Below are 13727 nucleotides of genomic sequence, written 5' to 3'. Positions count from 1 at the left end.
GATGCTTTGCAGCGTCGGTGCCAGCCAGCGGTTTTTCGGCAACAGCACTGGTGCAGGCACTGCCGCAACCAGAGACCCGTCTCTCGTCATCATCGTCACCCCGGAAAGCTTCTAATTGTTGTCTTCGCATTAAACGCCACCATAAGGCCATTATCCATGAGCCTTTAGTCGCGAACGTTGCAGCAGATCTATAGAAGAACCGGGAAATCGAAGACGGCAGAAAACAAAGATCGCAGCCTGCGGCAGCACCTGCTTCCATGTGCAGGCGTTACCGCAGGCTGCGATCTTTTCAAGGCAGCCCGGATCAAAGGCGCTGCCTCGCAGAATCAGGCCTGACGCTGGTGCTTGTCGATTTGCTCGTGACGTTCCTGAGCTTCGATGCAGTACTTGGTGGTCGGGCTGATCAGCAGGCGCTTGAGGCCAATCGGCTCGCCGCTGTCGTCGCACCAGCCGAAGCTGTCTTCCTTGATGCGTTCCAGCGCTTGTTCCAACTGAGGCAGCATGCGCTGGTCGCGATCGATCGCGTTCACCAGCCAGGTGCGCTCTTCTTCTACCGAAGCCGCGTCTGCCGGATCGGCCGGGGTGTCCAGGCTTTCGATGGCGATGCGGTTCTGTTCGATGCGCTCATGGGTTTCGACTTTCATGTTCTGCAACAGCTCGGAGAAAAAAGCATGTTGCTCGGCATTCATGTAGTCATCCGCCGGCATGGCCAGCAACTTGTCCTTTGTCATTGATATCTCTATAAAAAAACGTGCATTAAGGCGAATAAGGGAGCGTTCCGGCAGACCTTGGCAGGCCATCGGAAAGGCGCCGTTTGTTCCAAGCGCCACCCGGCACTCAATTTACGAGGGGCGGCAGTCTAAGGCCGACTTGAGGCCTCAGCAACTGAAAAGACAGCGAATTTGTCCGACAAAGCCCTGAAAATGCTCTACGGCAGGCTTTGAGGCGGTAATCGGAGTGCGTTTATAGCAAGAAATTCAATCGAGCGGCTGTATATGGAAGACAAACGGCTCGCACAAGGCATTATTCACGGTCATTTGCAGGGTTGCGAACCTCAGCTAAGGTTGTCCCTCCCGAAATGGCCATATAAAGGAAAGGACCATGAAGCTGATCGGTATGCTCGACTCGCCCTATGTAAGGCGCGCCGCCATTTCTGCCAAATGTCTGGGAATCACGCTGGAACATCAGTCGGTCTCGGTGTTCCGCCACTTCGAACAATTCCGGCAGATCAACCCGGTGGTCAAGGCGCCCACGCTGGTGCTGGATGATGGTGAGGTGTTGATGGATTCGACGCTTATCATCGACTATCTGGAAACCCTGGCCAAAAAAAGCCTGATGCCTGCCGAACCGGGGCAGCGCCTGCGTGCGCTGCGCCTGATTGGCCTGGCGTTGGCCGCCAGCGAAAAGTCCGTGCAGCTTTACTACGAACGCAACCTGCGGCCGGCGGAGATTCAATTCGAATCCTGGGTGCAGCGGGTCGAAGGACAGTTGACGGCAGCCTATTCGGCGCTGGAGCGGGAGCTGGAAAAGCAGCCGCTGAAGACAGACGGTTCGGTTGAGCAGGACGGCATTACCCTCGCCGTGGCCTGGAGCTTTACCAACCTGGTGGTGCCGGATCAGGTGAGTGCGGCGCAGTTTCCGCGGATCGCTGCATTCACGGAGTATGCCGAGGGGCTTGAGGTGTTTGTCAGTACGCCGATTGAATAGATGGATTCGCCTCGCCTGACCTACCGCTTTCGCGAGCAAGCTCGCTCCTACAAGGGGATTGCCGCGAGCGGGCATGCTCAGAGGATTTCATGCATTGGCCGAAACCCGGAATGCCCATGAACTTTTATTTAGAAAGCCTGCGATCATTTCTTGGCAAAATGCCGCACAACGTTGTGAACATTTAATCAGGCCAGCCCTATGACCCGCATCTTAACCATCGAAGACGACGCCGTGACCGCCCGGGAAATTGTCGCCGAACTGAGTAGCCACGGCCTCGACGTCGACTGGGTCGACAATGGCCGCGAAGGGCTGGAGCGTGCGGTCAGCGGCAACTATGACCTGATTACCCTCGACCGCATGTTGCCCGGGCTCGATGGCCTGGCGATTGTCACCACGCTGCGGACCATGGGCGTGGCCACGCCGATCCTGATGATCAGCGCGCTGTCCGACGTCGATGAGCGCGTGCGCGGCTTGCGCGCGGGAGGCGACGACTACCTGACCAAACCCTTCGCCACCGATGAAATGGCCGCCCGGGTCGAAGTCCTGCTGCGCCGGCAGAATAACGTGACCGCCCAGGCCACCACACTGCGGGTAGCGGACCTGGAGCTGAACCTGATCAGCCACGAAGCCAGCCGCGACGGTCAACTGCTGACGCTATTGCCCACCGAATACAAACTGCTGGAATTCCTGATGCGCAATACCGGACAAATTCTCTCGCGGATGATGATTTTCGAGGAAGTCTGGGGTTACCACTTCGACCCCGGCACCAACCTGATCGACGTCCACATCGGCCGTCTGCGCAAGAAGATCGACCCGCCTGGCAATGTCCCACTGATTCGGACCGTGCGAGGCTCGGGTTATGTCATTGCCGAACCCGTCTAAAGGCTGGCGCTCCTCCAGCAGCCGTCTGCTGGCGCTCTACAGTTCGCTGTTCGTGATCTGGAGCGGGATTCTCATGGGGGTCATGTACTACGAGGTTTCCGCTTACCTGGACAACCTGGCCAAGCATTCGCTGATGCAACGCCAGCACCTGTTCTCGCGCTTCTCGGGCGAACAACTGGTGGACGCCCTCGCCGTCAGCATGACCTTCGACATCCGCGGCATCGACGCCTACGGCCTGTTCGATGCCCGGCACCGTTACCTCAGCGGCGCCCTGCGCTACATTCCGGATGGCTTGCCGCTCGATGGCAGGATCCACACGCTGCGCGACTGCGACGCCTCCGACGACAGTGGCGAGCAGACGCTGCCCGCCGACAGTTGCGATGCCGTGGCGACCCCCACCCTCGACGGCCGCTGGCTGGTGCTGGTGCGCGACAACGGTTCGCTGTTCGCCGTGACCCGAATCATCCTTCACGCCCTGTTCTGGGGTGTGACCCTGACCATCGTGCCAGGCATCGTCGGCTGGTATCTGCTGCGGCGCCGGCCGTTGCGCCGCATTCGCGCAATCCAGGCCAGCGCCGAAGCCATCGTCGCCGGCGACCTGAGCCGGCGTTTGCCACTGTCCAATCGGCGTGACGAACTGGATATGCTCGCCGCCATCGTCAACGCCATGCTCGAACGCATCGAGCGCTTGATGAACGAGGTCAAGGGCGTGTGCGACAACATCGCCCATGACCTGCGCACGCCCCTGACCCGCCTGCGCGCGCAGCTTTACCGCATGCAGCAGCAAGCCGGCGAAGGTTCACCGCAGGCCATGCAACTGGACCTGGTGCTGGCCGAGGCCGATACGTTGATGGCGCGTTTCCGTGGCTTGTTGCGGATTTCCGAACTGGAAGACCGCCAGCGCCGCTCCGGTTTCGTGCAGCTGGACCCGGTGCCGTTGCTGCAGGAACTGCATGAGTTCTATCTGCCCCTGGCGGAAGACGACGGCCTGGTGTTCCAACTGCACCTGCCCGCATCGTTGCCACCCCTCAATGGCGACCGGGCACTGCTGTTCGAAGCCGTGGCGAACCTGTTGAGCAACTCGATCAAATTTACCCCGCCCGGTGGCGCGGTGATCTTGCGCGGGGTCAATGACGGCGGGCACACGCGCATCGAAGTGCTCGACTCCGGCCCGGGCATTCCCGAGGCGGAACGCGAAGCGGTGTTCCAGCGCTTCTATCGCGCCGAGGCGGGCAATCAGAAAATCGGCTTCGGGCTGGGGCTGTCCATCGTCGCGGCGATTGTCAGCCTGCACGGGTTTACGCTGGAGGTGGGCAGCAGCGAGCTGGGCGGCGCGCGGCTGGTGCTCGATTGTCGGGAGAATTTGATACCGAAGGTCTAGCGTTCATCTGAAGAACAAAACAGATCCTCCTGTAGGAGCGAGCCTGCTCGCTAAAAACGCCGGGGCACCGCGGGGATTCAGACAGCCCGCGTTATCGTTGACGTCCATCGCGAGCAGGCTCGCTCCTACAGGGGATTGGTGTTTTGACGGTCAGGCCGGGTAGTTGGCCCGCAACGCCTCAAGCCCACCCTGATAGATGCCGGTAAACAACGCCACCACTTCCTCATTGCTCACACCCACCGGTTCGAAGCGACCGGACCAGGTCACCCGTGCGCCCTCGCCTTGTGCTTGAACCTTGATCGTCGCCAGATAATCAGTCGCCGGAAAAGGTGCCTGCAAAATCGAGTAGCTGTAGGTTTGGCCCGCGTTGTCGAAGGCTTGCAGGCGTTCGATGACCACCGCACCGTCCGCCGTTTGCAGGCTGCGCACGCGCCCGCCTTCGCTGAGTTCGCTCTTGGGAATGAACGGCAGCCAGTCCGGCAGCGAGTTGAAACCGCCGATCAATTGCCAGACCTGTTCGGCCGATGCCGGGATGTCGATGAAGGCTGATGCAGTTGCCATGTAATGCTCTCTCCAATCAATAAGGTTCAGATGGCCAGGCTGTCGACGACACCGCCGTCGACCCGCAAGGCAGCACCGGTGGTGGCCGAGGATAGCGGCGAAGCGATGTACGCCACCAGGTTCGCCACTTCCTCGACATCCGCTACCCGCTGGATGATCGACGTTGGCCGGGCGCTGCGCACGAAGGCGTCGGCTTCTTCGCGAACGCTGCGCCCCGATTCGGCAGTGGCGTCCTTGAGCATCTGCTCCACGCCGTCGGTCAATGTCGGCCCCGGCAGGATCGCATTGACCGTCACCCCGGTGCCCGCGAGCCGCTTTGCCAGCCCATGGGACACCGCCAGGTTGGCGCTTTTGGTCACGCCGTAGTTGAGCATGTCGGCCGGTATTGCGATCCCGGATTCCGAAGACAGGAAAATCACCCGCCCCCAACCCTGTTTGACCATGTCCGGCACGTAATGCCGGGACAGGCGCACACCGGAGATCACGTTGATCTCATAGAACCGCGTCCACTCGCTGTCGGGGGTGTCAAAGAAATCAACCGCGTTGTAAATCCCCAGGTTGTTCACCAGGATGTCGGCCCGTGGCTCGGCGGCGAACAGTTTTTGCGCACCTTCGAGCGTTCCGAGATCGGCAGTCAACCCACGCAATTGAGCACCCGGCACCTGCTGGCGAATGCTCGCCACCGCCTGCTCGACCTTGGCCGTCTCGCGGCCGATCACGACCACCGTGGCGCCGGATTCGGCCAGCGCCTTGCTGATGCCCAGGCCAATGCCGGCGGTGCTGCCGCTGACAATGGCGAGTTTTCCAGTCAGATCGATTTTCATACTCATGCTCCAATGATCGGCAAAGGTGCGCGCTCGGACACCAGTTTCGCTTCGCGCATTGCTTGCCAGAAGGCTGCTGGGATCACCGCTGACAGCGCGGCGACATCTTCGACAATCCGCCCAGGGCGGCTGGAACCGGGAATCACCGCCGCAACGGCGGGGTTAGCCAACGAGAACTGCAAAGCAGCCGCCTTGATATCAACGCCATGGGCAGCCGCGATACGCTTGATCTGCTCGACTTTATGGATGATGGCCGGGCTGGCTTTCTGGTACTCGAAGTGCGCACCACCGGCCAGAATGCCCGAACTGTAAGGACCGCCGACCACGATCTCGACGTTCTGCGCCAGGGCGGCGTCCATCAAGCGCTGCAAGGCGCGATCGTGGTCGAGAAGAGTGTAGCGACCCGCCAGCAGAAAACCGTCCGGCTGCGCCTCGCTCAGATCAAGGGTCAGCTCGCAGGGCTCTACCTTGTTCACCCCAAGGCCCCAGCCCTTGATCACACCTTCCTCACGCAGGCGGGTCAGCACCTTGAAGGCACCGGTACGGGCCTGGTTGAAGTACTCCAGCCATTGATCGCCATAGAAATCCTGGGCGATGTCGTGCACCCAGACGATGTCCAGGCGATCGGTCTGCAGCCGCTTGAGGCTGTCCTCGATCGAACGCAAGGTGGCGTCGGCGCTGTAGTCATTGACGATCCTGTTCGGGCGGCCGTGTTCGAACACCCCGCTCTTCTCGCCCAGGTCACGGGCAGCGGCGTCTTCGACTTCATCGAGAATCACCCGGCCGACCTTGCTGCTTAGCACATAGTCGTCACGGTTGTAGCGCGACAGTGCAGCGCCAAGGCGAATCTCCGACAGGCCCGAACCGTAGAACGGCGCAGTATCGAAGTACCGTACACCGGCATCCCAGGCCGCGTGGACGGTGGCTTGCGCTTCTTCCTCGGGAATGGCGCGGAACATGTTGCCCAAAGGGGCGGTGCCGAAACCCAGCGCGCCGGGCAGTTTGTCTTTCAAGCTCATGATGAATCCTCTGGAGTGTCAGGGGTCAGGTTGCTGACCGTTGAGCAGATCCTAGATTGCGATGTTCGGACCGTCCAAGACATAATACGCAGCACTTGAGTCCCTACAGGTCTGACATGATCGACATCCGCCAATTGCGCTACTTCGTTGCCGTCGCCGAGGAAGAACACGTCGGGCGCGCCGCCGAACGCCTGCACATTTCCCAGTCGCCCCTGAGCCGGCAGATCGCCCAGCTCGAAGAGCGCCTGGGCCTGACCCTGTTCGAACGCAGCCAGCAACGCATCCGCCTAACCCGCGACGGCCAGACCTTCCTCGCCGAAACCCGCGCCCTGCTGACCCACGCCAATCGCCTGGAGTCCCTCGGCAAGCGCCTGGGCCGCGGCGAAGAAGGCGGCTTGTGCATCGGCTACATCGAAAACGCCATGCACGCCGGCGTGCTGCCCAATGCCTTGCGCGTGCTGCGGGTCGACCGGCCGAACGTACACGTGGCGCTGTACAACCTCAGCTCGGCCGAACAGCTCGAAGGCTTGCGCCAACGCAGCCTGGACATTGCCCTGGTCAGCGAACCACCGACCGATGACGACCCGGACCTGCTGGGTTTTCAGGTGCTGGACGACCCGATGCTGCTGGCCCTGCCCGAGCACCATCGGCTGGCGCTGCAGCCCGTGCTGACCCCGACCGACCTCGCCGACCAGGAATGGATCGGCGTGCAGCACCGGCAGAACGCCAGTTGCCACGACGACTTCGTCAGCGCCTGCATCCGCGCAGGCTTCACCCCGGACATTCGCATGGAGGCCACCGAACCCTTCACCGCACTGGGGCTGGTCGCGTCGGGGCTGGGCATCGCGATGATCCAGAAAGGCCTGAGCCGCAACGCCCCGCCGGGGGTGGTGCTGCGGGAGGTGCCGTGGATTTGCTTCACCACGCCATTGTGGGCGGCGTGGCACCGGATCAACCTGCGGCCGCTGGTGGAGACGTTCCGCAAAATGCTCACCGAACCTGACACCTGTGGGAGCGGGCTTGCTCGCGAAAGCGGTGTGTTCGGCAACATTGATGTCGACTGACACTCCCTCTTCGCGAGCAAGCCCGCTCCCACAGGTCATCAGCGAATTCCAGATTCCGCAGCGTTTGGTGCTTTACTGAGAAGACTCCAAAACCCACCGAGAACCCGGGCATGAACCGCAACGACCTGCGCCGCGTGGACATGAACCTGCTGGTGATTTTCGAAACCCTGATGTTCGAGAAGAACCTGACCCGGGCCGGGGAAAAGCTGTTCCTCGGCCAGCCCGCTGTCAGCGCGTCGCTGGCAAAGTTGCGCGATCTGTTCGACGACCCGTTGCTGGTGCGCAACGGACGAACCCTGGAGCCGACCCCGAGGGCATTGCAGATTCTCAAGGAATTGCAGCCGGCGATGGACACCATTTCCGGTGCGGTCAGCCGGGCCAAGGATTTCGAGCCCTCCACCAGTCGCGACGTGTTTCGCATCGGCCTGTCCGACGACGCTGAATTCGGGTTGTTTCCGCCGCTGCTCAAGCAGATTCGCGAGGAGGCGCAGAACGTCGTGGTGGTGGTGCGCCGGGTGAACTTCCTGCTGATGTCGTCGATGCTGGCCAGCGGCGAGATCTCCGTCGGCATCAGCTACACCACGGAATTGCCGGCCAACGCCAAGCGCAGGAAGTTGCGCGACTTGAGTGTGAAGATCCTGCGCGGCGATGACCGTCCCGGCCCGTTGACCCTGGACGAGTTCTGCGAACGCCCCCACGCGCTGGTGTCGTTTTCCGGGGATCTGAGCGGCGCCATCGACAACGACCTGGCACGGATCGGCCGTTCGCGCCGGGTGGTGCTGGCGGTGCCACAGTTCGCGGGGTTGCGGGCCTTGCTAGCGGGTACTGACTTGCTCGCCACCGTGCCGGACTACGCGGCCAGTGCGTTGATCGAAGGCAGCAGCCAGTTACGGGCGGACGATGCACCGTTTGATATCAACCTGTCCGAACTGTCGATGGTCTGGAACGGGGTCAACGATAACGATCCGGCAGAACGCTGGTTGCGCTCGAAAATTGTACAGCACATGGCGGCGCCACTGTCGGGGCATTGATCGACTGCAGGACCACCGGTTCAGATTCGCGCAGGTACACCGGCATGTCGGTGACCGGTGGCATGGCCGGGATCTCGAAGTACATCTGCACCACCCAGCCACGGTGATAGCTGGCGTGGTTGACCACGTGCATCAGCATCGCGCCGGCGCTCATGACGCCGCTTTCGCCCGAGACAAAGGTGAACTCCACAGGTCTGTCCAGGGACGCATCGGTTTGCCGGGCGCTCCAGTCGCAATACCAGTGATCGATCTCTTTTTGCGCCATGCGCAGTTCGGACAGGTCGGCATGCAGCAGATCGTGTGAAGTCTTGAAGTTATGCCCCCGGCCTTCAAGGTGCGCCCGCCAGATGCAATCCACCACATAGACATGATTGAGGGTACCGATCATGTTCTTGAACACCGACACCCGTTCTTTTTTGACTTCGCCTGGAGGGAGCGCCGCAAGGCTGTCAAACAGGCGCTGATTGGCCCAGCGTTTGTAATCGGCCAGCAGACAGGCAGTGCGTACGGTGATCATCAGAATTCTCCGATGGCAGTAAGCGCACTCCCTAGCATAGACCCGATGCTCGCAAGGCAGCGCCGGCACTGATCATCGGTCGTCCAGGAGTGCCACCACGCGCTCGGCGAGCGCCAGGCAACTGGTCAGCCCCGGTGATTCGATGCCGAACAGACTCACCAGCCCCGGCACGCCGTGTTCGGCGCATCCGCTGATGAGAAAATCGGCGGCCGGCTCGGTCGGCCCGCTGATTTTCGGGCGAATGCCGCTGTAGGCCGGTTGCAGGCTGTTGTCTGGCAACCCCGGCCAATAACGGCGGATCGCCTGATAGAACCCTTCGGCCCGCCGGGGGTCGACGCGGTAATCAATGCGTTCGACCCATTCGACATCCGGCCCGAAGCGCGCCTGCCCGCCCAGGTCGAGCGTCATGTGCACGCCCAGTCCAGCGTTCTCCGGGGCCGGATACACCAGATGGCGAAACGGCGCCCGGCCGCTGAAACTGAAATAACTGCCCTTGCACAAATGCGCCCGGGGAATGAACTGCGCCGGTAGACCGACGATGCTGCTCGCCACCTCGGGAGCGGACAGCCCCGCGCAATTGATCAACTCGCGGCAGCCCAGCGTCATGGGTTGAATGCCGCCCATGTGCAGCTCGAAGCCCTGTTCGGTGCAACGGGCAGACAGCAGCGGCGTGCGCAAGGCCAGCGTCGCTCCGAACGTCTGTGCATCGCCCTGAAGCGCAAGCATCAGCCCGTGGGAATCGACGATACCGGTAGAGGGCGACCACAGTGCCGCGACGCAGGACAACGCCGGTTCAAGCTCCCGGACCTGTGCACCCTCCAGCCATTGCAGGTCATCGACGCCATTAAGACGCCCCTGCTCCAACAGACGCTGCAAAGCCGAGCGCTGTTGCTCATCGATGGCGACGATCAGCTTGCCCACGCGCCGGTAATCAACAGCGTGCCCGTCGCAATAAGCGTAGAGACGCTGCTTGCCCTCCACGCACAACTGCGCTTTGAGGCTACCGCCCGGGTAATAGATGCCGGCATGAATCACTTCGGAGTTACGCGAACTGATACCCGTGCCGATGCCCTCACCCGCTTCGACCACCAGCACGTCCCGCCCGCTCATGGCCAGGGCCCTGGCCACCGCCAACCCGACGACACCAGCCCCGATCACCACGCTTTGAATATCGACGTTCAACGGCCCTGCCTCCCTCTTGCCCCGTTCCTCGCTGCGGATAGTCGATCAGGCTGGAGAAAATCGCCAGCGGCAAGGCCATGAAATCACTGGTCCATGCGCAGAGTCGGCAATGCCGGGGAACTCTCGGGGACCGCCGCGCATCCTAAATTATGTGGTACTTCCCTTATGCTTCATGCTGTCGGAGGACACCGTCATGCGCCGTTTGTTTATCATTTCTTCCCTGTTACTTTGTTTACCCGCAGGTTCCGCTCTGGCCAAAGTCGATGCTGAAGATGTCGCCACCTCGGCCGGGGTTTCCGCCTCGCTGTACTCGACGTTCAAAGACGACAAACTCGTGATTCCCGCCCGGGATGACGCCTCCAGCTTCGTCGCCAGCGGCGGTGCGATTCGTGGTGCCTATCTGGAGGCGGTGTTGAAAAAGATCCGTCAGGACAATCCTGCCCTCAACAACGCAAGCGACGAAGACCTGGCCCGCGCCATTCTCGTCCAGGATGGCGTTGCCACCGATCACTGAAGATCGTCATCGCCAGTAGTGGGGCTTGTGACACCGGGATAGCGTTTACGGCCCTACCTGGCGTGCGTGGCAGCGGACAAGCGTGCCCACCCGGCCACCAGTTGCGCGTTGATACTCACCCCCCCGCACACCACGATCACCACGTCATTGGCGTCGGCAATCGCCGGGTGATCCAGGTAGGCAATCGCCAATGAAACGCCGCATGCCGGCTCGACCAACTGACGCAAGTCATTGGCGTAACGCACCACGCCCATGATCGCCTCATCATCACTGAGCACCACGCACTCATGGGGGAATTCGCCGATGTGCTTGACCGGCCAGGTGGCCACTTGTGCGGCGCCCAGAGACGTGGCGACAGTGTCGATTTTCGGCAGTCTGACCGGGTGCCCGGCCGCCACCGCCGCGGCGAACGACGCCGCGCCTTCGGTTTCGCAGGCAACGATGCGGCAATCGGTGCGCCGATGACGGATCAGGCCGGTGAGCAGCCCCGCCAGCAAGCCACCGCCGCCCACCGATGTCACCAGCACATCCACTGGCGGGCAGTCTTCAAGGATTTCATCGACCATGGTGCTGTGCCCTTCCCACAACACCGGGTGGTCGAAGGCCGGCACGAATTCACTGCGCGGGTCCTGGGCAAGTTCCCGTGCACGTTGATTGGCTTCGTCCCAGACCTTGCCGTGCACGATCACCTCGGCACCGGTATTGCTGATCCGCTCCCGGGTGCTTTGCGGGGTGGTGTGCGGCACCACGATGCATGCCTTGAGCCCCAGGCATGCGGCAGCCATGGCCGTGGCCAGTCCCGCGTTACCGCCGGAGGGACAGACCACCTTGCGCTTGCCCTGCTGCGCCGCCCGGCTGCACAGCAAGCCAATGCCGCGTATTTTGAACGAGCCGCCAGGTTGCAGGTTTTCCAGTTTCAGCCAGATACGGCGGGTCGGGGTCGACAGGCCAGGGTGCAGGATCAAAGGCGTTCGGATGTGAAGCATATGGGCTCCTGTTACACGCCACCGGCTCGACGAGCTTGCGCGAGCCGGTGGTGAACGGTCCTCTCTCCCAAGCTTAGTTCACCCGGCCTCGAGGTGACCGTCTCAGCGATAGCGCGGCGCCGGCGCGGTGTTGTGGAACAACCCGGACAGGGTCTTGCGCTGGGCTTCGTGGCGGTCCCACTGGCTGCCGTCGTGCAGGCCAGGAATGGTCACCACTTCGCCTGCCGCCAGGCCGACGAGCGCGGCATCGACCATGTCTTCGGCGGACATGACGATTTCCTTCGGCAAATTTTCCACCGGGTTGCCGGCCACGTTCCAGAAGTCGGTGGCAGTCGCTCCCGGCAACACAGCCTGAATGCGTACACCTTTGTCAGCCAGTTCGTGCTGCATCGATTGACTCAGGCCCAACACGAACGCCTTGGTGGCGCCGTATACGCCATTGAGCGTTTCCGGGGCGATGGCCACGATCGAGGCAATGTTGATCACGGTGCCGGTGCCCCGGGCTACGAAGCCCGGTACCACGGCATAAGCCAGGCGCATCAACGCGGTCACGTTGAGGTTGATCATCGCTTCCATGTCGTCCACGGGACTTGCAAGCAGCGAATTGACGGCACCGACCCCGGCGTTGTTGACCAACAGGGTGATGCTGGCGTCGCTGCGCAGAATCTGTTCGACCCGCAGCGAATCCGCCTTGTTCTTCAGGTCGGCGGCAACCACTTCCACGGTGCGTCCGGTCTGGTCGCTCAAATGATTGGCCAGGGTATTGAGCCTGGCCCGGCTGCGGGCCACCAGAATCAGATCGTAACCCTGCCGGGCAAGGCGATCGGCATACACCGCGCCAATCCCCGAAGAAGCGCCGGTGATCAGTGCAGTACCTTTGGATGAGAGCGCCATGGTGCAATTCCTCTACGGTAAGGCGAGAGACTCGCCGGGTGCAGACCGTTATAAAGGGACTTACGCCTGTCTCAAATGACGTTTAAAGTACGTTTTCAGGACATGACCATTTGAGGGCAGCTCCATGATCAGCGTGGCGTTCGTGGTATTCGAGGGTTTCCAGTCCATGGCGCTGGCCGCCATGCCGGTATTCGAGTACGCCAATTTCAGTGCCGCAGAGGCGCTGTATGACGTGCGCGTGCTGTCCGAAAACGGTGAAAACCTGCGAGCCTCTGGCGGTTTGAGCATCGGCACCGAACCCTTCGATGAGCGCGTGTACGACACCGTGATCGTGGTCGGTGGCGATTGCGTCATCGAACAGGCGCCCGAGGCCGTACTGGATTACCTGCGGGCCAGTATCAACACGGCACGCCGTACGGCGTCGATCTGCTCCGGAGCGTTCGTCATGGCCCAGGCCGGTTTGCTCGACGGACGGCGGGCAACCACCCACTGGGCCTACTCCCGGGAACTGCAGGCGCGGTTTCCGGCGATCAAGGTCGAGGCCGATCGCATCTATGTGATCGACGGTTCGATCTGGACCTCCGCCGGCATGACGGCGGGCATCGACCTCGCCCTGGCCATGGTGGAAAAGGACCACGGCGCCGAGCTGGCCCGGGCCGTGGCGCAAAAACTGGTGATGTACCACCGTCGCGCCGGAGGCCAGTCGCAGCACTCGGCGCTGCTGGAGCTGGCGCCGAAATCCGATCGTATTCAAACCGTGCTCGGCTACGCCCGGGAACACCTCGCCCAGCCCCTGTCGGTGGAGCAACTGGCGCAAGTGGCCAACCTCAGCCCCCGGCAATTCAGCCGGGCATTTCGCGCCGAAACCGGGCAATCGCCGGCCAAGGCCATCGAGAACCTGCGTCTGGAAGCAGCGCGACAGATGCTTGAACGCGGACGCCTGACCCTCGACCAGATCGCCCTGGAAACCGGGTTCACTGACCGCCGCCGCATGCGCGAAACGTTCCTGCGGGTGTTCGGGCAGCCGCCACAGGTGATTCGGCGCAACGCGAGAGCGTAGATGTTTGTGTAGGCGCCGGCTTGCCGGCGATTGCCTCTGAAGCCTGTGTCGAGTGCTCAAACGCCATCGCTGGCAAGTCGGAGCGCCGCACCGCAGCTCCTACAA

15 protein-coding genes are annotated in these 13727 nt (G+C 61.9%); 7 read left to right on the top strand and 8 right to left on the bottom strand.

The features are described 5' to 3' along the window. Positions 1-326 precede the first annotated feature (326 nt). Positions 327-731, bottom strand: a complete 405-nt coding sequence (locus ACEN8Q_RS03225) for a TraR/DksA family transcriptional regulator (RefSeq protein ID WP_007935965.1) — start codon at positions 729-731, stop codon at positions 327-329. 370 nt (positions 732-1101) lie between these two features. Here ACEN8Q_RS03225 and ACEN8Q_RS03220 point away from each other — a divergent pair, with 370 nt between their 5' ends. The 3 genes from ACEN8Q_RS03220 (at position 1102) to ACEN8Q_RS03210 (ending at position 3970) form a co-directional block, all read left to right on the top strand. Then, complete coding sequence (locus ACEN8Q_RS03220) at positions 1102-1707, top strand: glutathione S-transferase N-terminal domain-containing protein (protein WP_413704494.1); 606 nt, start codon at positions 1102-1104, stop codon at positions 1705-1707. A gap of 198 nt (positions 1708-1905) precedes the next feature. Beyond that, the gene (locus tag ACEN8Q_RS03215) at positions 1906-2589 is read left to right on the top strand and encodes a response regulator transcription factor (RefSeq protein WP_413704493.1); all 684 of its coding nucleotides are present in this window, start codon (positions 1906-1908) and stop codon (positions 2587-2589) included. Further along, positions 2567-3970 (top strand): sensor histidine kinase, encoded by a 1404-nt coding sequence (locus ACEN8Q_RS03210; protein ID WP_413704492.1) that lies wholly within the window; start codon positions 2567-2569, stop codon positions 3968-3970. The genes ACEN8Q_RS03215 and ACEN8Q_RS03210 overlap by 23 nt, the downstream gene beginning before the upstream one ends. A gap of 150 nt (positions 3971-4120) precedes the next feature. Here ACEN8Q_RS03210 and ACEN8Q_RS03205 read toward each other — a convergent pair whose 3' ends face one another. Genes ACEN8Q_RS03205 through ACEN8Q_RS03195 form a run of 3 tightly spaced genes read right to left on the bottom strand, consistent with a single transcriptional unit; the run spans position 4121 to position 6374 of the window. After that, the gene (locus ACEN8Q_RS03205) at positions 4121-4531 is read right to left on the bottom strand and encodes an SRPBCC family protein (protein WP_413428089.1); all 411 of its coding nucleotides are present in this window, start codon (positions 4529-4531) and stop codon (positions 4121-4123) included. A gap of 26 nt (positions 4532-4557) precedes the next feature. After that, complete coding sequence (locus tag ACEN8Q_RS03200; protein WP_413428088.1) at positions 4558-5355, bottom strand: SDR family NAD(P)-dependent oxidoreductase; 798 nt, start codon at positions 5353-5355, stop codon at positions 4558-4560. Between the two features lie 2 nt (positions 5356-5357). Then, entirely contained in the window at positions 5358-6374 is a 1017-nt protein-coding gene (locus tag ACEN8Q_RS03195; RefSeq protein ID WP_413428087.1) for an aldo/keto reductase, read from the bottom strand. Positions 6375-6490: 116 nt separating this feature from the next. Here ACEN8Q_RS03195 and ACEN8Q_RS03190 point away from each other — a divergent pair, with 116 nt between their 5' ends. Together ACEN8Q_RS03190 and ACEN8Q_RS03185 are read left to right on the top strand one after the other, a co-directional pair. Then, the gene (locus ACEN8Q_RS03190; RefSeq protein ID WP_413704491.1) at positions 6491-7438 is read left to right on the top strand and encodes a LysR substrate-binding domain-containing protein; all 948 of its coding nucleotides are present in this window, start codon (positions 6491-6493) and stop codon (positions 7436-7438) included. Positions 7439-7548: 110 nt separating this feature from the next. Then, entirely contained in the window at positions 7549-8469 is a 921-nt protein-coding gene (locus ACEN8Q_RS03185; RefSeq protein ID WP_413428085.1) for a LysR substrate-binding domain-containing protein, read from the top strand. Here the strand turns inward: ACEN8Q_RS03185 and ACEN8Q_RS03180 are convergent. Together ACEN8Q_RS03180 and ACEN8Q_RS03175 are read right to left on the bottom strand one after the other, a co-directional pair. Next, positions 8390-8986: a DinB family protein gene (locus ACEN8Q_RS03180; protein ID WP_413428084.1), complete on the bottom strand. Its 597-nt coding sequence runs from the start codon at positions 8984-8986 to the stop codon at positions 8390-8392. The genes ACEN8Q_RS03185 and ACEN8Q_RS03180 overlap by 80 nt on opposite strands. Before the next feature lie 72 nt (positions 8987-9058). Further along, complete coding sequence (locus ACEN8Q_RS03175; RefSeq protein ID WP_413704490.1) at positions 9059-10168, bottom strand: NAD(P)/FAD-dependent oxidoreductase; 1110 nt, start codon at positions 10166-10168, stop codon at positions 9059-9061. Between the two features lie 193 nt (positions 10169-10361). Here ACEN8Q_RS03175 and ACEN8Q_RS03170 point away from each other — a divergent pair, with 193 nt between their 5' ends. Next, a complete protein-coding gene (locus tag ACEN8Q_RS03170) occupies positions 10362-10682 on the top strand; it encodes a DUF2388 domain-containing protein (RefSeq protein ID WP_413428082.1) in 321 nt (106 codons plus the stop codon). A gap of 53 nt (positions 10683-10735) precedes the next feature. Here the strand turns inward: ACEN8Q_RS03170 and ACEN8Q_RS03165 are convergent, their stop codons facing one another. Continuing rightward, a complete protein-coding gene (locus ACEN8Q_RS03165) occupies positions 10736-11668 on the bottom strand; it encodes a pyridoxal-phosphate dependent enzyme (RefSeq protein WP_413704489.1) in 933 nt (310 codons plus the stop codon). A 102-nt stretch (positions 11669-11770) separates the two neighbouring features. Beyond that, positions 11771-12562, bottom strand: a complete 792-nt coding sequence (locus ACEN8Q_RS03160; RefSeq protein WP_413704488.1) for an SDR family NAD(P)-dependent oxidoreductase — start codon at positions 12560-12562, stop codon at positions 11771-11773. Between the two features lie 124 nt (positions 12563-12686). Between ACEN8Q_RS03160 and ACEN8Q_RS03155 the strand changes: the two genes are divergently transcribed. Beyond that, positions 12687-13622 carry a GlxA family transcriptional regulator gene (locus ACEN8Q_RS03155; protein WP_413428079.1) on the top strand — a complete coding sequence of 312 codons (936 nt, stop codon included), beginning with the start codon at positions 12687-12689 and terminating at the stop codon, positions 13620-13622. The last annotated feature ends 105 nt before the right edge of the window (positions 13623-13727 follow it).

It is taken from the genome of Pseudomonas sp. Pseusp16, from assembly GCF_047324915.1.
GTDB lineage: Bacteria > Pseudomonadota > Gammaproteobacteria > Pseudomonadales > Pseudomonadaceae > Aquipseudomonas > Aquipseudomonas fluorescens_CD.
Note: the sequence above shows the minus strand (reverse complement) of the source record. Positions and strands in the feature narration are given on the sequence as shown.